16 protein-coding genes are annotated in these 21,387 nt (G+C 51.8%); 13 read left to right on the forward strand and 3 right to left on the reverse strand.

The window, feature by feature from the left end; translation table 11 throughout:
- Positions 1-538: 538 nt before the first annotated feature.
- From JRF57_02505 to JRF57_02560, 12 genes are all read left to right on the forward strand, one after another.
- A complete protein-coding gene (locus tag JRF57_02505) occupies positions 539-1,714 on the forward strand; it encodes an ABC transporter substrate-binding protein (GenBank protein MBW2302564.1) in 1,176 nt (391 codons plus the stop codon).
- A 251-nt stretch (positions 1,715-1,965) separates the two neighbouring features.
- Positions 1,966-2,841, forward strand: a complete 876-nt coding sequence (locus JRF57_02510) for a branched-chain amino acid ABC transporter permease (protein MBW2302565.1) — start codon at positions 1,966-1,968, stop codon at positions 2,839-2,841.
- A gap of 8 nt (positions 2,842-2,849) precedes the next feature.
- Positions 2,850-3,815, forward strand: a complete 966-nt coding sequence (locus tag JRF57_02515; GenBank protein MBW2302566.1) for a branched-chain amino acid ABC transporter permease — start codon at positions 2,850-2,852, stop codon at positions 3,813-3,815.
- A gap of 15 nt (positions 3,816-3,830) precedes the next feature.
- Complete coding sequence (locus JRF57_02520) at positions 3,831-4,553, forward strand: ABC transporter ATP-binding protein (GenBank protein ID MBW2302567.1); 723 nt, start codon at positions 3,831-3,833, stop codon at positions 4,551-4,553.
- Entirely contained in the window at positions 4,543-5,250 is a 708-nt protein-coding gene (locus tag JRF57_02525; protein MBW2302568.1) for an ABC transporter ATP-binding protein, read from the forward strand. Before JRF57_02520 ends, JRF57_02525 begins: the two co-directional genes overlap by 11 nt.
- A gap of 518 nt (positions 5,251-5,768) precedes the next feature.
- Positions 5,769-7,262: a pyruvate carboxylase subunit B gene (locus JRF57_02530; GenBank protein ID MBW2302569.1), complete on the forward strand. Its 1,494-nt coding sequence runs from the start codon at positions 5,769-5,771 to the stop codon at positions 7,260-7,262.
- A 54-nt stretch (positions 7,263-7,316) separates the two neighbouring features.
- Positions 7,317-7,958 carry a succinate dehydrogenase cytochrome b subunit gene (locus JRF57_02535; GenBank protein MBW2302570.1) on the forward strand — a complete coding sequence of 214 codons (642 nt, stop codon included), beginning with the start codon at positions 7,317-7,319 and terminating at the stop codon, positions 7,956-7,958.
- Positions 7,959-7,968: 10 nt separating this feature from the next.
- Entirely contained in the window at positions 7,969-9,882 is a 1,914-nt protein-coding gene (locus tag JRF57_02540; GenBank protein ID MBW2302571.1) for a fumarate reductase/succinate dehydrogenase flavoprotein subunit, read from the forward strand.
- Positions 9,879-10,646: a succinate dehydrogenase/fumarate reductase iron-sulfur subunit gene (locus JRF57_02545; protein ID MBW2302572.1), complete on the forward strand. Its 768-nt coding sequence runs from the start codon at positions 9,879-9,881 to the stop codon at positions 10,644-10,646. Before JRF57_02540 ends, JRF57_02545 begins: the two co-directional genes overlap by 4 nt.
- 134 nt (positions 10,647-10,780) lie before the next feature.
- Positions 10,781-11,719: a malate dehydrogenase gene (gene mdh, locus JRF57_02550; GenBank protein ID MBW2302573.1), complete on the forward strand. Its 939-nt coding sequence runs from the start codon at positions 10,781-10,783 to the stop codon at positions 11,717-11,719.
- A 142-nt stretch (positions 11,720-11,861) separates the two neighbouring features.
- Positions 11,862-13,478, forward strand: a complete 1,617-nt coding sequence (locus JRF57_02555; protein ID MBW2302574.1) for a fumarate hydratase — start codon at positions 11,862-11,864, stop codon at positions 13,476-13,478.
- A gap of 282 nt (positions 13,479-13,760) precedes the next feature.
- The gene (locus tag JRF57_02560; GenBank protein ID MBW2302575.1) at positions 13,761-15,680 is read left to right on the forward strand and encodes an FAD-dependent oxidoreductase; all 1,920 of its coding nucleotides are present in this window, start codon (positions 13,761-13,763) and stop codon (positions 15,678-15,680) included.
- 50 nt (positions 15,681-15,730) lie between these two features.
- Here the strand turns inward: JRF57_02560 and JRF57_02565 are convergent, their stop codons facing one another.
- Positions 15,731-16,126, reverse strand: coding sequence for a J domain-containing protein (locus JRF57_02565; protein MBW2302576.1), 396 nt, complete (start codon positions 16,124-16,126; stop codon positions 15,731-15,733).
- Positions 16,127-16,196: 70 nt separating this feature from the next.
- Positions 16,197-17,084, reverse strand: coding sequence for a dTDP-4-dehydrorhamnose reductase (rfbD, locus tag JRF57_02570; GenBank protein ID MBW2302577.1), 888 nt, complete (start codon positions 17,082-17,084; stop codon positions 16,197-16,199).
- Positions 17,085-17,423: 339 nt separating this feature from the next.
- Between rfbD and JRF57_02575 the strand changes: the two genes are divergently transcribed.
- Complete coding sequence (locus JRF57_02575; protein MBW2302578.1) at positions 17,424-17,639, forward strand: zinc ribbon domain-containing protein; 216 nt, start codon at positions 17,424-17,426, stop codon at positions 17,637-17,639.
- 527 nt (positions 17,640-18,166) lie between these two features.
- Here JRF57_02575 and JRF57_02580 read toward each other — a convergent pair.
- Positions 18,167-21,124, reverse strand: a complete 2,958-nt coding sequence (locus JRF57_02580) for a response regulator (GenBank protein MBW2302579.1) — start codon at positions 21,122-21,124, stop codon at positions 18,167-18,169.
- Positions 21,125-21,387: the final 263 nt, after the last annotated feature.

Genomic DNA, 21,387 nt, shown 5'->3' on the forward strand with positions numbered 1-21,387 from the left:
GCACTGTTCTTCCTCCTGTTGCACCTTGAAACCGAACTCCTGATCCCGGAAACTCAATGGATGCACATCCCCGCTCTTAAGGTGGGTCCCCCGGTATGAGCCTGACCCGTATGCGCCCGCCTGTGCGTTGCACTCGGAAAACAGGGGCTCTGGATAGGAGAATAAAGCACACCTGGCATGTACTCTGATTTGAACCTAAATAAAAGGATCTCATCAAAATTTTGAACCCAAATTATGCGCGAACGCCTCACCTATCCAAGAAAGGGTAAAAGGATTTTCCCGGAGCGGCCTATTTTGGCTCTGGAGCAGCCTGCCTGCCGCAGGCAGGGAGAGCGGAAGAGCCAAAATCGGCAGTGAGCGGAGCCATGGACGGCGCCCTTCACCCATCAGGTGCTGTCAGAATGCTTTAACATATTGTAATAAAAATAAATTTCAGCATTAAAGCATAATTTAGGTTGAAACGCTCAGTTTAGGTTGAAAACTCTAAAACCATGAAAGGAGGATGGAGATGAAAGTTTTACGAATCACCCTGGGGATCATGTTGATTATGGGATTCTTTCTCATCCTGGGTCTTCCACAAGGTAACGCCGCCGATACCGTAAAGGTCGGAATTGTGTTGCCGCTTACGGGTGCACAGGCCAAATTCGGAGAAATCGAAAAAAAGTCCTTTGATATGGCCCTTGAGGAAATCAACAAGGCGGGTGGCATCAACGGAAAGCCCCTGGAACTGATCATCGAGGATGATACAAGCCGGCCGGAAGTCGGGCGTTCCGTGGTTGAAAAATTGATCAACAAGGACAAGGTGGTCATGGTGGGAGGAGGTTACAGCAGTTCCGTGACTTACGCCGTGGCCGGGGTATGCCAGCAGAATCGTATGCCCTTTCTGGTCAACACCGGTTCCGCGGATAAAATCACCACTTCGGGCTGGGACTATATCTTCCGGTTGAACCCTCCTGTGAGCCACTATGCAGACGCAATCACGTCCTTGTTGGCAGAAAAGATCAAACCCAAAACCGTCGCCATTCTTCACGAAAACTCCCTCTTTGGAACAAAGGGGGCCAAGTCTTTTGAAAAGATCTGCAAAAAGGCAGGATACAAGGTTCTCATGAAAGAAGGGTATGAACATGGCGGGATCGATTTCAAGCCGGTGCTCATCAGGGTAAAGCAGCTTAACCCTGACATCGTCTACATGGTGTCTTATATCATGGATGCATCCCTGCTGATGAAGCAGGCCAAGGAGCTGAAACTCACCCCAAAGATGTTTATCGGCGGTGCAGCGGGTTTCACCCTTCCAGAGTTCGCCCAAAATGCCGGGGTGGCCTCTGAAAAAGTGATTTCCGCCACTCTGTGGCATCAGGTCCTGCCCTTCCCGGGTGCCATGGACTATTACAAAAAGTTTGTGGCAAGATATAAGAAACCAACGGAATATCACGGCGCCGAAGCTTACTCCGCCGCCTATGTCATAGCGGATGTGTTGAGGCGGGCAAAATCCTTCAAGAATACCGATATCAAACAGGCCCTCGCAGAGACGGATATGATGACCGTTTTCGGACCGGTGAAGTTCACCACCTGGGGGAAAATGAAAAATCAAAACAAGGCCAGCACTTACGTGGTCCAATGGATCAACGGAAAGCTGGAACTGGTGTGGCCCGCAAATCTCGCAACCAAACCCTTTGCATACCCGATCGATTGGTTGAAGACTTGGGGTTATTGATTGGCACAGGGGCGGCTCGGTTCACGGGTCGCCCCGATTATGATTTCCATAGGGATGGCGTCCCACCGAAAGGAATCTGTATTACTCCCGGATTCGCTTTTTCTCTTCCTTCCTGATGGTTGGGGTGAAATTCGGGCGCAAAAGCCAAACCCGGGAAACCGGATTCCTTCCCGTTGCCATCCAATCCTGAATCTTTTTGATTCAAGGATTGAATGCCCGAAACAACCGCCCTTGCATGAAAGGATAACGAGATGGCCGTCTTCCTGCAGACCCTTGTGGCCGGTATTCTCATCGGCGGGATTTACAGCCTGATCGGCATCGGCATGACCCTGATCATGGGGGTGATGGGGATCATCAATCTGGCCCACGGCCAATTGATGATGGTGGCCATGTACATCACCTTTGTATTCTCACACTATCTCTCCATTGATCCCTACTTCTCTCTCCTGGTAACCATGCCGGCCCTGTTTCTTTTAGGCTGTTTCCTTCAGAAATTCCTCCTGAATCCCTTGATGAAGGTGGAATCCATTCTCCCTGAAAACCAGGTCCTGATGACCGTAGGAATAGGCATGGTACTTACGGAGATCGCCCGCTTCATCTTCTCTTCGGATTATAAAAGCGTCAAGACCTCCTACAGCTCCTCGGCCTTTTTCCTGGGAAACATCTCCTTCAACGTCCCCATGTGCGTGGCTTTCCTGTTCGCTATCGCTTTTACCGTTTGCCTGTTCTGGTTTCTGCTCAAGACGGATATCGGGCGTTCGATAAGGGCCACGGCACAGGACAAAGAGGCGGCCACCCTGATGGGAGTAAACAGCGACAGGATCACCATTATCACCTTCGGCCTGGGTTCGGCCCTTGTAGCGGCTGCAGGCAGTCTTCTGATCCCGATTTTCTACCTCTTCCCTGATATCGGCGGCCCTTTCACCCTCAAGGCCTTCGTGATCACGATTCTCGGTGGATTGGGAAGTACGGTGGGAGCAATATTCGGCGGACTCGTTTTAGGTATCGCCGAATCCCTTGGGGCGACCTACATCGGTATGGGGTACAAGGAAATGATCGGTTTCGTGATATTCGTGCTCGTCCTGGTCTTCTTGCCCGGGGGTCTGAAACGCTTGACCAAAATCTAGAGGACGCCATGAACAGAAAATCGGTTTCATTGGTCGTGTTTGGAATCCTTTTCTTGATCTTTCCATGGTTGGTTCGATCGGACTACTATCAGCACCTCGTGATCATTGCATTGATATGGGTGGTCGTGGGGAGTTCTTGGAACCTCCTGGCGGGATACACAGGGCAGGTTTCCTTCGGACATGCCATATTCTTCGGAACGGGTGCATACACCGCTGGTATCTTTGTAACGAAGCTGGGTCTTTCCGCCTGGTGGGGCATGCTCTTTGGAGGGATCGTGGCTATGATCCTCGGGCTTTTCGTGGGATGGGTCTGTTTCAGGCTCAGGGGGCCCTATTTCGCATTGGCCACCCTCGCCGGAGGGGAAATCATCCGCCTGGTGGCCACCAACTGGGAAAGCCTCACTGACGGCATGGTGGGAATTCTTATCATTCAGACCTTCAGGAGCAAGATTCCATATTACTATATGGCCCTGGCCCTTGCAGGGCTTTGCGTGTATGTCATCCATTTGGTCATGCAATCCAAATGGGGATACTATTTCATCTCCATAAGGGAAGATCAGGACGCCGCAGAGTCCCTCGGAATCAACACCAGCCTGTACAAAAACATCTCACTGCTTATCAGTGCCTTTTTTACTGGGACGGCCGGGGCCTTTTATATGAATTACATGGCCTTCATCGATCCTCACGTGGTTTTTTCCCTTCACTATATCTCCATAATGGCTATTCTGGTCGGAATCGTCGGCGGGGTAGCCACCATCCTGGGGCCTGCAGTGGGGGCCTTCATCATGGTAGGGGTCCAGGAGACCTTCCGAAGCGCCTTCTTCGGATTGGCCCCCAAATGGATTAGCCAGGCCCATGCCTTGGTATTCGGACTCCTGGTCATCTTCGTGATCATGTTTCTCGCCAATGGCGTGGTAGGAGACTGGGAAAGAATCAAGTTCTGGACGACGAGGAGAAGCACCAGCCGACAATAACCCAAGGAGAGAATCATGGCATTCCTGAAATTGGATGGGCTTGAGAAACGGTTCGGCGGACTGAAGGCCGTCCAAAAAGTTTCCTTCGAAGTGGAAAAGGGTGAAATTTTCGGTCTCATCGGTCCTAACGGTTCCGGCAAAACCACGATATTCAATTGCATCAACCAGTATTATTCCATCAACGGAGGGGATATCCTGTTCAAAGGCAAGAGTATCGTGGGCATGAAGACTTACCAGATTTGCCATCTTGGGATCGGAAGGACTTTCCAGGTCGTCAAACCCCTCTCCCGGATGACGGTCCTCGATAACGTGACGGCTTCAGCGTTCTGCCGCGTGAATTCCATCAAGGAGGCCAAAAGGGAGGCCCACAGAGTCCTGGAGTTCTGCAATTTACACCACGAAAAAGACAAAATGGCAAAGGGACTTCCGATCGCCGGAAGGAAAAGGCTTGAGATCGCCCGGGCGCTGGCCACGAAACCCCAGCTCATCCTGCTGGATGAGACGGCGGCGGGATTGAACCCTTCGGAATTGGACGAGGCGATCGAATTGATCAAAAGGATCAGGGACAGCGGCATCACGGTCTTGATCGTCGAACACATCATGAAAGTCATCATGACGATCTCGGACCGTATCCATGCCATCAATTTCGGACAGACGATCGCCGAGGGCACCCCGGAAGAAGTCGCAAACGATCCGGCCGTTATCGAGGCCTATCTCGGAGAGGAATATGCAGCTTAAGGTCAATGGAATAGACGTTTTTTACGGGGACCTCCAGGTCCTGTGGGATGTTTCGTTCGAGGTCAGGGAGAAAGAAATCCTGGTGTTGATCGGAGCAAACGGCTCCGGTAAGTCCACAACCATCAGGACGATTTCATCCTTACTCAAACCCCGCAAAGGAACCATTGAATTCAACGGCGTGAGGCTGGACCAATTGCCCCCCTATAAAATCATAGACCACGGGATCGTACATGTGCCTGAGGGAAGACGCCTTTTTCCTGAAATGAGTGTGGAGGAGAACCTGATTATGGGGACCCTCAGGAAAGAGGCAAAGGCCAAGCGCTTCGAAACCATCGATTATGTCTACGGGCTTTTCCCAAGGCTCAAGGAACGCAAAAAACAACTCGCCGGGACCCTTTCAGGTGGAGAGCAGCAGATGCTTGCCATCGGAAGGGGCCTCATGTCCCTTCCAAGGCTCATGATGTTTGATGAACCCTCCCTGGGGCTGGCCCCGATTCTCGTCCACGAAATTTTTGAAATGGTGAAAAAAGTAAACCGGGAGGGAGTGACGGTTCTTCTTGTAGAACAGAACGTGAGACAGACCTTGGCCATGTGTGACCGGGCCTATGTCCTTGAAAACGGCCGCATACTTATGGGGGGAACAGGACAGGAACTCATATCGAACGACCACGTGAAAGAAGCCTACCTCGGAATCTAATCCATCGGGAAAAATCTCGACCCCGGAAAGACCGTAATAGATCGGCGGAAAGAGCCTCCCAGTTTCAAGGTGTTGCGAATTCCTTTTTCGGATGCCGGGTCGATCTCGATCCCCGACAATGGAAACCGGAACCGAGGCAAGTTGGATGGTCACTGGGTTCGATAGAGCCCCACGGGTAAACCCGTGGACCCCCAAAATACCCGTCTTCGCCTTCGGCTACGCCGCGGTTATCCGCCTTAGGCTTTGGACGACATCACGCCATAGCACAACAATTGTTTACACATTCATCCACGGACAAGCCCGTGGTCTTATGCGAAGGCGGATAAAAATAAGTTGTCATTTTTCAGCCTTCATTATATAGGAATATCCTGCCGTGTTCATCCGGAATGAGTTATCGGCTCCTCTCCATTGAAAGGGCCTGCCGTTGTTTTCCGGGAAAAATAACACGGTGCCGATTCTTGGGGGGAACGCGTTTTCCACCGTTTGAAACGATACACATTTATCAATGGAGGTTTCTCATGAATCAATTCATGGAAGGAGGAGAGAAAAATCCCATCAAAATCCAGGACAACACTTTCAGAGATGGTCACCAATCCACTTTAGCCACCAGAATGCGCACCGAGGACATGCTCCCTATCGCCGAGAAAATGGACGAGGTGGGATTCTGGGCCATGGAGGTCTGGGGTGGAGCCACCTTTGATACCATGCACCGATTCCTGGGGGAGGATCCCTTCGATCGGATCCGAACCCTGAAAAAATATATCAAGAAGACCCCCTTTTCCATGCTCTTGAGGGGCCAGAATCTGGTGGGCTACCGGAACTATGCGGACGACGTAGCCAAACTTTTCGTCGATAAGACTTGTGAGGCGGGGATGGACATCTTCAGGGTATTCGACGCCTTGAACGATTTCCGGAACTTTCAAACGGTCGTAGAACGCATCAAAGCCAATGGAAAGCATTTTCAGGGCACTATCTGCTACAGTCTTACAGAGAGAAGAATGGGTGGAGATGTCTTCAACCTGGAATATTACATCAGCAAGGCCAAAGAAATCCAGGACATGGGAGCAGACAGTCTGTGCCTCAAGGATATGGCGGGGATCATGTCGCCATTCGACATCTCAAAACTTATCACGGAACTCAAAAAGGTGATCACCATTCCCATCCATCTCCACACCCATTATACGAGCGGTATGGCTTCCATGGTGTATCTGGAGGCCATCAAGGCAGGGGTGGATATCGTGGATACGTGCCTCGCCCCCTTCGCCCTGCGGACCTCCCAGCCGGCCGTGGAGCCCTTGGTAGCCACCCTGTATGGAACGGATCGGGATCCGGGATTCGACCTGAATCTCCTCCTGGAACTGGGAAACCATATAGAAACGGTAGCCCCCAAGTACCGGGACTATCTGGCCAAGCACAAGATGTCAGTGATTGATACAGGTGTGCTGCTTCACCAGGTGCCGGGCGGCATGATTTCCAATCTCGTCAGCCAGCTCAAGGAGGCCAAGGCCCTTCACCGCCTGGACGATGTCTACAAAGAAGTCCCGGTGACCCGCCGGGAGCTGGGAACGCCGCCCCTGGTGACACCCACGAGCCAGATCGTGGGGGTCCAGGCGGTCCTGAACGTGCTCTTCGGAAAGTACAAGATGGTTACCAACGAAGTCAAGGATCTGGTTTACGGCCTTTACGGCAAGACGCCGACGCCTGTGGACCCGGAAGTACAAAAGATCGTCCTGAAGGGGTACAAGCGGGGTGAAACACCGGTGACCGGCCGGGCCGCGGATTACCTGGAGCCGGAACTCGATAAGGTAAGGGAAAAATTCAAGGACCTGATCAAGGACGATTTCGACCTGCTGATCGTGGCCCTGTACCCGACCACCGGCGAGCAGTTCCTGAAATGGAAGTACGGGCTTGAAGAGAAACCCGCTTCGATCAAGCCAAAGACCCTTGAAGACATCAGGAAAGAGGACGAAGCCATGGCGGCCGCCCTGGAGCAGGTGTGCAAGAGTCTTTGAGCCCTGTTTTCGACATCTTCTTCCCACGAGAACTCCTTGAAGGGGTTAGAGGAAATGATTTGGATCTTCAGGACATTGAGTTCTTCCATAGGGAAAAAGCTTCTGATGGCCGTGACCGGTCTCTGTTTTTGTGGATTTCTGGCCGTTCACCTTCTCGGCAATCTGACCGTTTACGGTGGAAAGAGCACCTTTCTCTCTTACGTGGAACACCTCCATTCCCTGGGTTTTCTTATCACCATAGTGGAATGGGGACTGGTGATCTTCGCCGTTGTTCATATCGTGATCGGGATGTGGCTCTTCGTGGAGAATCTTAGGGCCCGTCCCGTCAGGTATGTTATGAAGAAGAGCGCCGGGGGAAGGAGCATTGGTTCGGCGACCGCACCATATACTGGAATTTTACTCCTGGTTTTCCTGATCATTCACCTGCTGGCCTTTCGTTTCGTGGATAAAACACGAATCGACGACTTCACCATCCTGACCCAGACCTTCACCCAGATCGGCTATGTGCTCTTCTATATCATCGGTGTTATCATCGCCGCTGTTCACGTAAGTCACGGCTTCTGGAGCGGATTTCAGACCCTGGGGCTCAACCATCCGAAGTATATGCCCATTATTCGGACTGTCGGCATCCTGTTCAGTTTCGCTCTGGGAATCGGCTTCGGATCCATTCCAATCTACCTGATGATTACATTATAAGGGGGCAAAAATGCAATTGGACTCCAAGGTCCCGGCGGGTCCCCTGGAGAAGAAGTGGGATCGACACCGTTTCGAATTGAAACTCATCAACCCGGCCAACAAGCGGAAATTCGATATCATCGTGGTGGGCACCGGCCTTGCGGGGGCTTCAGCCTCCGCTACCCTCGCTGAACTCGGATACAACGTGAAAACTTTCTGTATCCAGGACAGTCCCCGGCGGGCCCACAGCATCGCTGCACAAGGCGGAATCAACGCCGCCAAGAATTACCCTGGAGACGGTGACAGTATCTGGCGTCTCTTCTATGACACCATCAAGGGGGGAGACTTCCGGGCCCGCGAGGCCAACGTTTACCGGCTGGCCCAGATCAGCAACCACATCATTGATCAATGCGTGGCCCAGGGGGTTCCCTTCGCCCGTGAATACGGTGGGCTTCTGGCCAACCGCTCCTTCGGGGGCGCCCAGGTCTCCAGGACCTTTTACGCCAGGGGCCAGACCGGACAACAACTACTCCTGGGGGCATACGGGGCCTTGATGAGACAAGTCCACGCAGGAAAGGTCCAATTGTTTCCCAGGCACGAAATGCTGGACCTGGTGCTCGTCGACGGGAATGCCCGTGGAATCGTGACCAGGGACCTGATCTCCGGCAGGGTGGAGAGCCATGCCGCCCATGCCGTGGTCCTGGCCACGGGAGGTTACGGGAACATCTATTTTTTGTCCACCAACGGAAACAGCGGCAACGTGACGGCCACTTGGCGGGCTTACAAAAAGGGGGCCTTTTTCGCCAACCCCTCTTTCGTGCAGATTCACCCGACCTGCATCCCCGTACACGGCACCTATCAATCAAAACTCACCCTGATGAGTGAAAGCCTGAGAAATGACGGCCGCGTCTGGGTCCCCAAGAACCCCGGCGACAAGCGGGCCCCTAACGACATTCCCGATTCGGAGAGAGATTACTACCTTGAGAGAAAGTACCCGAGCTTCGGGAATCTGGTCCCGAGAGATGTGGCCTCACGGAACGCCAAGGCCGTGTGCGACGAAGGGCGGGGTGTGGGACCTACAGGCTATGCGGTTTACCTTGATTTCAGGGACGCTATAAAGCGGGACGGGAGAGAAGTCATCCGCAAAAAGTATGGAAACCTCTTCCAGATGTATGAAAGGATTACCGGAGAAGACCCTTATGAGACCCCCATGATGATCTATCCTGCCGTCCATTACGTGATGGGAGGCCTTTGGGTCGACTACAACCTGATGAGTACCATACCGGGCCTTTTCGTCCTTGGCGAAGCCAACTTTTCCGACCACGGGGCCAATCGGCTGGGCGCAAGCGCCCTGATGCAGGGCCTGGCCGACGGCTATTTCATCATTCCCTACACCATTGGCGGATATCTGGCAGGAACCTTGCTCTCTGATGTGAAAGAAGACCATCCCGCATTCAAAGAGGCGGAAAAGGCCGTTGCTGAAAAAATCTCCCGCCTTCTTTCCATCAAGGGTCGGCGAACCGTAAACGATTTTCACCGTGAATTGGGCCGACTCCTTTGGAACAACTGCGGCATGTCCAGGAATGATGCGGACATGCAGGAGGCCAAGAAAAAGATCCCCCAATTGCGCGAGGAGTTCTGGGAGAACGTCACCGTTCCAGGGACCCCCGGCGAATTCAACCAGGTCCTTGAAAAGGCCGGACGGGTTGCGGATTTTCTGGAATTCGCTGAACTCATGGTGGAAGACGCACTTCAGCGGAGGGAATCCTGTGGTTGCCACTTCAATGAGGCTTACCAGACGGAGGACAACGAGGCCCTTAGAAACGACGAAACCTGCTGCTACGTATCTACCTGGCAGTTCAACGGAGACGGGAAGGAGCCGACTTTCCATGAGGAACCCCTCGTCTTCGAGAATGTAGAGCTGATCCAGAGGAGTTACAAATGAGCAAGTCCATCAACCTCACCTTGAAAATCTGGCGACAGAAAGGGCCCGATGATAAGGGCCGCATTGAGACCTATGAACTCAAGGATGTTTCAACCGACCTCTCCTTCCTGGAGATGCTCGACGTCCTGAACGAACGGCTGATGCTGGAGGGGAAAGAGCCGGTGGCCTTTGATCATGACTGCCGCGAAGGGATCTGCGGCATGTGCGGAAGCGTGGTTAATGGCATCCCCCATGGCCCGGAGAAGGGAACCACCCTGTGTCAACTTCATATGCGTCACTTCAAGGACGGGGAAACCCTGGTGATTGAACCTTTCAGGGCCCGCGCCTTCAAGGTGATCAAGGACCTGGTGGTGGACCGAAGCGCCATGGACGAGATCATCAAGGCGGGAGGATATATCTCCGTCAATACTGGTGGGGCACCCGAAGCCAATACCATCCCGATTTCTCCCGATGTGGCCGAACGCGCCATGGACGCCGCTGCATGCATCGGGTGCGGCGCCTGTGTGGCCGCTTGCCCCAATGCTTCCGCCATGCTCTTTGTGGGGGCCAAAATCTCCCACCTTGCCCTGTTGCCCCAAGGGAAACCCGAGGCCGCAAGGCGGGCCCTTTCCATGCAGCGGAAGATGGATGAACTGGGTTTCGGAAACTGCGGAAACGAAAGAGAATGCGAAGCGGTGTGTCCCAAGGAAATCTCCATTACCAACATCGCCCGTCTCAACCGGGAGTACATCAAGGCGAGCTTTGGTTATCAAGAGGATTTATAGTCAACCCCGACTTAAGGGGTAATTGGTCTCCATCCATGAAATGAAGCTTCCCGCTGCCTGCAGGGGGGCGACGTGAGCGGAATGGATGGGCACTAACCGGGAATTTCCAACACAAACCCAAAAGGAGTCTCATCATGAGGAGAAAAGTAACCGTTGTCGGAGCCGGCAATGTCGGCGCAACGGCCGCCTTGCGATTGGTGGAAAAAGAACTGGCGGACGTGGTCCTTGTTGATGTCTTGGACGGGGTACCCCAAGGAAAGGCCTTGGATATGGCCGAAGCCGCCCCCATCGAAAAACATGATTCTCGGATAACCGGATGCACCAATGACTATTCCCTCGCAAAGGATTCCGATATCATCATCATTACTGCGGGAATTGCCAGAAAACCTGGAATGAGCCGGGATGATCTCCTTTCAACGAACATGGGGATCATGCAATCCGTGGTGAGGGAAGTGGCGGCCGTAGCCCCGGAATCCATCCTCATCATCGTGAGCAACCCCTTGGACGCCATGTGCCATGTGGCCTTTGACGTGAGCGGTTTTCCCAAGAACAGGGTAATGGGAATGGCAGGGGTGCTGGATTCGGCCCGCTTTTCCACCTTTATTTCCATGGAACTCAATGTTTCGGTGGAAAACATCCACGCCTTCGTACTCGGGGGCCACGGCGACACCATGGTGCCGATCAGCCGCTATTCAACTGTAGCAGGCATTCCCATCACCGAACTTCTCCCCCCGGATCGAATCAAGGCCATCGAGGAGAGAACCAGAACCGGCGGTGCGGAGATCGTAAATCTCCTTAAGACCGGAAGCGCTTATTATGCTCCTGCCTCGGCGGCGGTGGAAATGGCCGAGGCCATCCTGAAAGACAAGAAGAAGATATTGCCATGTGCCGCTTACCTCGAGGGGGAATACGGGATCAACGATCTTTTCATCGGGGTCCCCGTCAAGCTTGGAAAAAACGGTGTGGAAGAAATTATCCAAATCAACCTGAACGAGGAGGAACAAGCGGCCCTTCAACATTCAGCCAATGCCGTGCGTGGGTTGATCGAAGACATGAAGCGTCTGGGTGGTTGAACCGACCTTTAGGGCAGGCCTGAAGAAGGGGCCCGGTGGATATGCACCCCCGGGCCTGCTTTCGTTAAGAATGGGGACTTTTACATCGACGGGGGCACTATCTCAGGCCCTTCGATCGCCCCTCAGTCTAGCGGAGGCCGACATGACCGAGAAATTCACCTACCAGGAAATCTTTTCCCTTGGAGAGGATGCCACGACTTACCGGATCCTGACCGACCGGTGGGTGTCCGGCGATACATTTCGTGGGAAAGATATCGTTCTCGTGGAACCCCAGGCCCTCACCCTCCTTGCGGAACAGGCCTTTACCGACGCCGCCCATCTCTTGAGGACGTCCCATCTGGAGCAATGGGCGAGCATCCTAAAAGATCCCGAGGCATCGGACAACGACAAGTATGTTGCCCTTGAGATGCTCAAAAATGCGGTCATCGCCTCGGAGATGGTCTTTCCCCTGTGCCAGGACACGGGTACGGCCATTGTGATGGGCAAAAAGGGACAACAGATCTGGACCGAGAGTTCCGACGAGGAGGCCCTTTCCAAGGGGATATTCAACGCCTATACCCGAAACAACCTTCGTTATTCACAAAACGCTCCTCTTACCATGTATGAAGAGATCAACACGGGCTGCAACCTTCCCGCCCAGATTGAAATCCAGGCCGTCCCGGGAGACCATTATGACTTCCTCTTCATCGCCAAGGGAGGAGGATCAGCCAACAAGACCTTCCTCTTCCAGGAAACCAAGGCGATACTGTCTCCCCCCACCCTTCTGGAATTCATGGTGGAAAAAATGAAAACGCTTGGAACCGCGGCCTGCCCCCCCTATCATCTCGCCTATGTCGTAGGAGGAACCTCGGCGGAATTCAACTTGAAGACAGTAAAGCTGGCCACCACGGGCTATCTGGATACACTCCCCGGGGAAGGGAACGAGGGAGGTAGGGCTTTCAGGGACAGGGAACTTGAAAAGGAACTGCTTAAAGAATCCCGCAAACTGGGTACAGGGGCCCAATTCGGGGGTAAATATTTCTGCCTGGATGTAAGGGTCATACGGCTCCCAAGACATGGAGCTTCATGCCCTGTGGGGCTCGGAGTTAGTTGCAGCGCCCATAGGAACATCAAGGGGAAAATCACCGCGGAAGGCCTTTTTCTTGAAAAACTGGATAGGGGACCTTCCCGTTTTCTTACCGAAATCCCGGAACTCAAGAAAGAAGTGGTCGAAGTGGATCTTGAACGTCCTATGAACGAGATCAGGGCCTTCCTGAGCAAACACCCCGTGGCCACTCCCTTGAAACTCACGGGCAGAATGGTCGTCGCCAGGGATATCGCCCATGCGAAGCTGAAGGAACGCCTGGACAGGGGGGAAGATCTACCACAGTATTTCAAGGACCACATCATCTATTACGCCGGCCCGGCAAAGACGCCCGAAGGATTTCCCTCGGGATCCTTCGGCCCGACTACTGCGGGAAGAATGGATCCATACGTGGATCTTTTCCAGAGACACGGGGGATCCCTTGTGATGTTGGCCAAGGGGAACCGCTCCAGGGAGGTCAAGGAGGCCTGCAGGAGGAATGGAGGCTTTTATCTCGGCTCTATCGGTGGCCCTGCGGCACGATTAGGCAAGGAATGTATTACCGCGGTGGAAACCCTGGAATATCCTGAACTGGGGATGGAGGCCATTTTCAGGATCACCGTGAAGGATTTCCCAGCCTTTATCATCACCGACGACAAAGGAAACGATTTTTTTGAAAACCTCAACAAAGAATGAGGCATCGAAGAACGGACACAATCTCTCTTTTAGGCCGAACCAAAACCGATCTGCCCGTCTGGAATTATCCAGGGAAGGCGGGGCCTTCATTTCCCAACATATGGGATTCCTTTGTGAATGAGTAATTTACGGAGCTTCCTTATGACCCCAATGCCTTAATGATTTTTGTTTGACATACCCGATTGATTCACCTTAAGGTTACCTCCTTATCGTCTGAAAAAGAGCTTCCTTTTCCAGGGAAAGGGGAGGGAAAAAACATCATTTAAGAGGAAGATGATGACCATGCTGGAACATTTGTTTTCTCCATTCAAAATCAAGGGGTTGAATCTCAAGAACCGAATCGTGATGCCCGGCCTGGCTTCTTTCCTTATCGAGGACGACGGCTCCATCACGGACAAGACCGTAGAACACTACCGGAAGCGCGCCGCAGGCGGACCGGCCATGGTGATACTGGAAGCCCATGCGGTATCACCTGAAGGGATCGTCTCCAATCACCAGGCCCGCATCTATGATGACAGGTTCATCGAAGGCCTTGCAAAAATCGCTGCGGTCATGAAGGCCGAGGGAACGGTTCCCGCCATTCAAATCCATCATGGCGGGCGACAGACATCCGCCCGGGTGATCAAGAGGAAGCCCCTTGCCCCTTCCAGTCTCCCCTGCCCGACCATCCGGGGCGAGGTCGAACCCTTGAGCATCGATGCCATACAGGAGATTGTAGAGAAATTCGGGGACGCCGCGGAGAGGGCTGTACAGGCAGGCTTTGAACTCCTCGAAATCCACGGCGCACACGGCTATCTCATCAATCAATTTCTATCCAGATTCTCGAATATCCGGGAAGATGAATACGGCGGGGACATCACCGGACGGACCCGCTTTGCAAAGGAAATCGTGCGGGAAATTCGGAAACGGGTAGGTGATGAATTTCCCCTTTCATTCAAAATAAGCGCCCAGGAATTCGTCCCCAACGGCCTGGATGTGGAAGAAAGCATTGAAATTCTCCGTCAGCTCGTGGAGGCCGGGGTGGACGTTGTACAGATATCGGCAGGGAACGACGGTACTCCCGAATGGATCTGTCAGCCCATGTTCATGGAAAAGGCCTGCCTTGCGGATTCCGCGGCGAAGGTCAAGAGATCTCTCAACGTGCCGGTAATGGCTGTCGGTAGAATAAACGATCCCCTTATTGCAGATGCTATCATTTCAGAGAACAAGGCCGACTTGGTCTGTATCGGAAGGGGGCTCCTGGCTGACCCTGAAATGCCCAAAAAAGCGGAGGCCGGGCAGTTGGATGACATCCGTACCTGCATCGCCTGCAATACCTGTATGCAATCCATCTTCCGAAAGGGCCGAATTGAATGTCTGGTGAACCCCACGCTGGGAAGAGAGAAGGAAATGGAAATCCGACCGGCGCCGGTACCTAAAAAGGTAATGGTGGTGGGGGGAGGTCCTGGAGGGTTGAATGTGGCCTGGGTGGCGGCGAAACGGGGACACAGGGTGGATCTTTACGAGAAACAGTCCGTTCTTGGCGGTCAACTGAATCTTGGGAGCACCACGGCTTACAAGAAGGAACTTTTCACCCTGATCAATTTCCAGAAAAAACAGATCAAAAAATACGGTGTGCATACCCACTTGAACTGTGAAGTGACTCCGGACATTATTCGACAGGAAAACCCGGACGTGATTGTCCTGTCCACTGGATCCATCCCTATTATCCCTGAGGTTCCGGGAATTGACAGGCCCATCGTATTCCCCTTGACACGGATACTGGATGGAAGCAAACCCTCGGCAAAAAAAACGGTTATTATTGGAGGGGGTGCCACGGGATGCGAAGTCGCTCATCACCTTGCAGAGCACGGATGTGAAGTGGTCGTCGTAGAACAACTCCCCGAGGTGGCAAAAGCCCTTGAATCTATCACCCGAAAGGTCCTTCTTTCCCAGTTGAAAAAATTCGGGGTAAAATTCAAGACCCGCCATAAACTGGTTCGCGTGGAAGACAATGGAGTAGTGGTCAGGGATGCCGAGGGAGCGGAGACCTTTATCGAGGCTGGACGGGTGATCGTCGCCATCGGCAATAAGCCCGACAATCGACTTTACGAGGCCATAAAGGACCTTGGAATCCCTGTCCACCGTATCGGGGATTGTCTTGAACCCCGGGGCGCGAAACAGGCCATCTCGGAAGGGGCCTTAATCGGTCGGACAATTTGATTCCCGTCTGTTCCTTTCCGAACCTCGAATCCTTCTCGGGATCCGAAGGCTTATTTCCCTGACATCAATACGTCATAGGCCTCCCGGATTTCCTTGAACTTCCTCTCGGCAAGGACCCTGAACTCCTCCCCCAGATGGGTCAACTTATCGGGGTGATAACGACTGGCAAGCTTCCTGTAAGCCCTCTTGACCTCTTCACGGGTCGCATTACGGCTTACTCCCAGGATCTCCCTGGGGTCCTTTTTACCGAATTTACGGGTCGATTCGCCGGAATCTCTGCCCTGTTTGAAACCCTCTTCTTGATCCCGACTATATTCTCTCCCCTGCCCCCGGCCTGCTCCCTCCAACCGTTTCCTGTAAACAAAATGATACCAGCCAAGGATCCCGAGCAGCAGGATGTCGTCAAGCCATCCAGGCCCAATGGCGATGTCCGGCAAGAGATCCATCGGCCATAAGACATAGAGCAAAACAAGGATATATATCCAACGGTTCCCCTTCACTCCCCCTCCCTTTCCTCTAATCCTTCATTTCCCGTGCCTTTCGGATCAGTTCATCCCCAAAGGCTTCCAGGAAGAGATCAAGGTCTTCCCGCCAGTCTTTCATGATATTCAGACCCTGTTTTTTGGCCCTCCTGTTTTCCAGGATGCAGTTGATGGGCCTCGCCGCGGGCAAATCAAAATCACGGATGCTGCATGGCTCAAGATCAGCCTTAATTCCCAGCTTTTCAAGGATACGGGAAGCAAAATCGAATCGACTGCAATACCCTTCGGAGGTTGCATGATAGGTCCCCCTCGCATCACTATTTATAAATTCACGGATCTGTAAGGCAAGCCGGTAAGTCCAGGTCGGACAGCCGATTTGATCACTGACCACTTTGATGGGCTTACCTTCGTTTGCGAATACCCTGGAGAGAAGGGAAGTAATGAAATTCTTGCCATAACGCCCGTAAAGCCATCCCGTCCGCAGGATGATGTAATTGGGAGCATTTTCCCTTACGGCGACCTCGCTCTCCATCTTGCTTTTACCATAGGCGGAAATAGGATCTGTTGAATCGTCTTCAAAGTAAGGTTGAGGAATACCTTTTTGGCCGTTGAACACATAGTCACTCGAAATATGGATCATCCTGCAATCAAAACGGGCACAACCCTGCGCCACGTTTCTGGGTCCCTCCACATTTACTTTGCGAACCAGGAAATCTTCCGTCTCGCAACCGTCTACGTCCGTGAAACCCGCGCAGTTCAACACTATGTCAGGAGAGATTGTGTTCAATACATCGATGACCATGTCCCAACTGATAATGTCCAGTTCCTTGCGGCTTGGAGCCACGATCTCATGCTCTTTTTCCAAAACCCCTTTGCACTCTGATCCCAGCATGCCGCTGCCACCCAAAATAAGTATTTTCATCTCTACAATAAGCCCCCTCAATTAAAAAACTTTCCTTTAAATTTTATCAAACAGGTTGAAAAATACCAGAAAAATCTTATTGTTAACAAAAATCTCCGTTGCTTTTGGAAACGTCGATCATATCAAAAGTACAGGGAGGGGCCGGGTTCGATCGTTTTTTCAGGGTGGATCTCCTGAAATTACCACCTTTCCGGAATCGAATGGGAGCCCCCCCAAAAAAACCCGGAGGAATTTATAAATTATGAATTCAAACCCGATTGAAAAATTGTAACCTTTTTCGTGTTATATACTCTCATACCAGAGAGATCCCAATGACCAGACCAAGGAGGGATGTGATTAATGCCGATTTTTGAATTCAAATGTAATAATTGTGGTAAAGTTTTTGAAGAACTGGTCATCAGCTCCAAGAAAGATGAGGTGGGAATCTGTCCGAAATGCGGCAGTCAGGATACCAGCCGCCTCCTTTCCTCTTTTTCCAGCTCCGTGCAGGGATCGGGAGGAGGTCTGGGGGTGTTATCATCGTCCTGTTCATCTTCATCCGGAGGATTTTCCTGAGCATGATGATCCCATGCAGCCGTGTGCTGCACAACACACTCGGTGAGCCTTTCGTACTTTGAAGAGGGGATCCGCCGAATAATCACCTGAGATGGAAAGGAAAGGCTACAATCCCATGGGTATTTTATGGTTTTTATTGATCATCGTGGCTTGGGTCGTGCTTCAGGCTTATGTGTTGCCCAAATTCGGGATCCCCACCTGAATGAGCCAAAGTTGCCAGGTTGGCGATTTATCCAGTAAGCAAGAAACGCCGGAAAAAGGGGGCTTTGTTGAAGAGATTCAAGTCCCGGACGAAACCAAGGACTAGACTTGGGTGATCGGTGGAATTTACCATGTCGGTGAGTTGAACCAGAGGCGAGGGAGTTTACACGTTATAATATATTGATTCCCGATATGGATTGAGGTCCCATGATAAGCGCCTCTATGGGCGGCCCAGGACTTGAAAACAACCAGAGGGTGTTAATGTAAAGGCGGACATCTGCCGCTGTCCACCTCCCGTGAGATTTCCGAAGATCTTTTCTGGTGTCTTACGAAGGCCCAAAGTCAGAAACATAGGAGTTAAAGAGGATAAACTCCACGTTGAGCCGTTTCACAAGCTCTCCCACAGATGCCATATCCCCTTTCTTTCCGGCCTCTTCAACCTCATAGGCCGCATCTTTTAAACGGTGAGCGGCCAGGTTCCCGGCTGCCCCTTTTATGGAATGGGCCAACCTGCTGATCCGGGCTGGATCATTCTCTTCATAAGCCTGATCCAGTTCCTTGAGTTGACGTGGGATGAGAGTGAGTCCATCTTTCAAAAGTTCTTTCATCAACTCTTCATCTCCCCCGGCACGCTCCAATAATTCTTTCTGATTGAAAAGGTTTTCCTCGCCTTCCTTGGACTCGGGTTTGTCCTTCTCATTCGCTTCTTCCTCGGCAGCGGGCGAAAGATGATTGCTGATCGCTTTGTATAGTTCGTTGGGATTCACCGGTTTACTGACATAATCATTCATTCCTGCCTCAAGGCATCGTTCACGGTCTCCCTTCATGGCATGTGCGGTCATGGCAATGATCGGTACCTGGTGGTTGATCACCCTCGATGAGGGGTCACGGATCACGGTAGTCGCTTCAATTCCATCCATTTCAGGCATCTGGATATCCATCAAGACGATATCGTAAGGGATCAGCTCAAGTGCCCTTACCGCCTCTTTACCGTTTGCGACGGCATCAGCCTTGAATCCGAATTTTTCCAAAAGGCGAAGCGCCAGTTTCTGGTTGACGATATTGTCCTCCGCAATGAGAATACGCACCCGCCTTTTCCTTGTCTCCTTGATTGTATGTCGTGTGATCAATTCAGCGGTTTCAAGCCTGGTCCGTTCTCTTCCACTCATAACCATAACTATACAATCAAAGAGTTGACTGCGCCGGATGGGTTTGGTCAGGTATCCGTTGAAACCGATCTTTTTCATCTCAGATGCGTCTCCCCTCATTCCCCGTGATGAAAGCATGATCATGAGTGTATCCTTCAATGCCGGATCCGACTTGATCTTTCTGCCCAGTTCCCGTCCGTCCATCCTGGGCATCTGCCAATCGGTGATCACGAGGTCATAGGGCGCCTTGTACTTAGAAGCCGCAGCCATCATTGTCAGGGCCATCTCCCCGCTCCATGCTGCGTCACAGACGAATCCCCAGGCCTCCAGATAGCCCTGCATGATTTTCAAGTTGGTCTTGTTATCGTCCACGATCAGGATACGCTTTTGCAGTAAATCTTCAGGAGGATTGAAGACCTTTTCCTGGACATCGGTCTGTTTCTCAAAAACGGCAGTGAACCAGAAGGTGGATCCTTTCCCCTCCTCGCTCTCAACTCCGATCTCACCGTTCATAAGCTCGGTCAGTTTCTTGGAGATGGCCAGGCCCAGACCCGTTCCTCCGTATTTCCTTGTAGCAGAGGCATCGACCTGGTAAAAGGACTGAAAAAGTCTCTCAGCATTTTCTTTGCTGATCCCGATCCCTGTGTCTTTGACCAGAAATTTTAATTTGACGGTACGTTCGGTTTCTTCCTCAAGCATTACCTTGAGTACGATTTCGCCTTCTTCCGTAAACTTCACCGCATTGCTGGTCAGGTTGATAATGATCTGCCGCAGTCTTCCAGGATCCCCCCTCAACAGAGAAAAAATCTCAGGATCAATCTCGTAGACAAACTCAAGCCCCTTTTCCTGTGCGGCCATAGCCGGCAGGGTGACGATTTCGTCCAACGATGACCTGAGATCAAAGTCGAGGATTTCAAGATCCAGTTTTCCCGCTTCGATCTTCGAAAAATCCAGGATATCATTGATTATTCCAAGAAGAGCATCAGCACTCCTTCGAATGATTTCCAGGTACTCTTTCTGTTCATCATTCAGTGGAGTGTCAAGCATCAGACCGGACATACCCATAATAGCGTTCATGGGCGTGCGGATTTCATGGCTCATATTGGCAAGAAATTCACCTTTGGCCTTATTTGCCGCTTCCGCTGTTTCAGCCAATTCGCTGGCCCTCTTAATCGCCTCTTCGAGCTGTTTGTTGGTCCTGGCAAGTTCGGCCGTTCTTTCTGCAACCCTTCTTTCCAGTTCCTCATGGGTCATTTTGAGCTTCTTCTCAGTTTCTTTCCGCTCTGTTATATCACGATAGATACCGTAATGACCGACCACCTCGTCACCGATCATAATGGGGGCCGCAATGATGGCCACATGAATCAAACTTCCGTCCTTGCGTTTTCTCAAACTCTCAAATGAGATGGTATTCCCGTTTCTCTTTACTCTCTCAGTTGCATTGCAGGCCTCTTCCATGAATTCATCCGATGCCAGCAGATCATCTATATGGTGGCCGACGGCCTCCTTTTCCGTGTATCCGAATAGTTCCGTAAAACCTCTGTTGATCCGAACCAACTTGTGATCGGCATTGCTCATAGCGATGCCCAAGGGTACGCTTTCAAAAAGATGATCCATGTATGATCTTTGGATTTCCAGGGCTTCTTCAGCACGCTTCCGCTTGGAAATATCCCGGTAAATGGCATAAACCGCCACCTGCTGGCCCTTTACGATGATGGGCAGGGCAAGGCAGGATACATGGATAGGTGTGCCGTCCTTATGAAAGCGAACAGCTTCAAAGGACAGGCTTTCACCCTCTCCCACCTTCTTTGTCACTGACAGGGCTTCATGATGAAATTTGTCCGGCGCGATCAGGTCATCGACCATTCGCCCTATCGCTTCTTCTGAGCTGTACCCGAACAGCCGCCCGAATTCCTCATTGATCCTCAAAATCACCCCGCTGTTATCGGACATGACGATCGCTTCAGGAGCGCTGTCAAAAAGTTGCTCAAGCAGGACAGCTTTCTCTTTCAAATCCTTTTCTAAAAGCTTGTACCTTTCGAGATCCTTTTCAAGGGAATCAATCCTATCCTGAAACCTCTTCAATTCATGGACCAGTTCTTCCCTCGTTTTACTCTCGCCCATTTCAGTGTTCATCGTAGTCTCTCTCTGATGGTTTGAAGGTGTCTCTGTTGTAAGGCAAAAGACTAAAGGACTTGGGTACTTAGTTTTCCTGAATGAATCCTGGAATGGAGGGAAATATTCATGTCTGTTTTCTTTATATCATGTTTTTTGGTTTGAATGCTACCCGAATTATAAGGGAGAAAACCACAGGCCTTCGGAAAAATGAAATGATCGAGATGGGATTTTAAGCAGGCCTCAACAGGAATAATTTGAATCAGCAAGAGATTGGGAAATAA

This window comes from Deltaproteobacteria bacterium (assembly GCA_019310525.1).
Lineage (GTDB): Bacteria > Desulfobacterota > DSM-4660 > Desulfatiglandales > HGW-15 > JAFDEE01.

What these genes read in the sequence shown, in the direction of transcription:
- JRF57_02505 (MBW2302564.1), top strand. Translation starts at nt 539, where the DNA reads ATGTTGATTATGGGATTCTTTCTCATCCTGGGTCTTCCACAAGGTAAC.
- JRF57_02510 (MBW2302565.1), top strand. Translation starts at nt 1,966, where the DNA reads ATGGCCGTCTTCCTGCAGACCCTTGTGGCCGGTATTCTCATCGGCGGG.
- JRF57_02515 (MBW2302566.1), top strand. Translation starts at nt 2,850, where the DNA reads ATGAACAGAAAATCGGTTTCATTGGTCGTGTTTGGAATCCTTTTCTTG.
- JRF57_02520 (MBW2302567.1), top strand. Translation starts at nt 3,831, where the DNA reads ATGGCATTCCTGAAATTGGATGGGCTTGAGAAACGGTTCGGCGGACTG.
- JRF57_02525 (MBW2302568.1), top strand. Translation starts at nt 4,543, where the DNA reads ATGCAGCTTAAGGTCAATGGAATAGACGTTTTTTACGGGGACCTCCAG.
- JRF57_02530 (MBW2302569.1), top strand. Translation starts at nt 5,769, where the DNA reads ATGAATCAATTCATGGAAGGAGGAGAGAAAAATCCCATCAAAATCCAG.
- JRF57_02535 (MBW2302570.1), top strand. Translation starts at nt 7,317, where the DNA reads ATGATTTGGATCTTCAGGACATTGAGTTCTTCCATAGGGAAAAAGCTT.
- JRF57_02540 (MBW2302571.1), top strand. Translation starts at nt 7,969, where the DNA reads ATGCAATTGGACTCCAAGGTCCCGGCGGGTCCCCTGGAGAAGAAGTGG.
- JRF57_02545 (MBW2302572.1), top strand. Translation starts at nt 9,879, where the DNA reads ATGAGCAAGTCCATCAACCTCACCTTGAAAATCTGGCGACAGAAAGGG.
- mdh (MBW2302573.1), top strand. Translation starts at nt 10,781, where the DNA reads ATGAGGAGAAAAGTAACCGTTGTCGGAGCCGGCAATGTCGGCGCAACG.
- JRF57_02555 (MBW2302574.1), top strand. Translation starts at nt 11,862, where the DNA reads ATGACCGAGAAATTCACCTACCAGGAAATCTTTTCCCTTGGAGAGGAT.
- JRF57_02560 (MBW2302575.1), top strand. Translation starts at nt 13,761, where the DNA reads ATGCTGGAACATTTGTTTTCTCCATTCAAAATCAAGGGGTTGAATCTC.
- JRF57_02565 (MBW2302576.1), bottom strand. Translation starts at nt 16,126, where the DNA reads ATGGATCTCTTGCCGGACATCGCCATTGGGCCTGGATGGCTTGACGAC.
- rfbD (MBW2302577.1), bottom strand. Translation starts at nt 17,084, where the DNA reads ATGAAAATACTTATTTTGGGTGGCAGCGGCATGCTGGGATCAGAGTGC.
- JRF57_02575 (MBW2302578.1), top strand. Translation starts at nt 17,424, where the DNA reads ATGCCGATTTTTGAATTCAAATGTAATAATTGTGGTAAAGTTTTTGAA.
- JRF57_02580 (MBW2302579.1), bottom strand. Translation starts at nt 21,124, where the DNA reads ATGAACACTGAAATGGGCGAGAGTAAAACGAGGGAAGAACTGGTCCAT.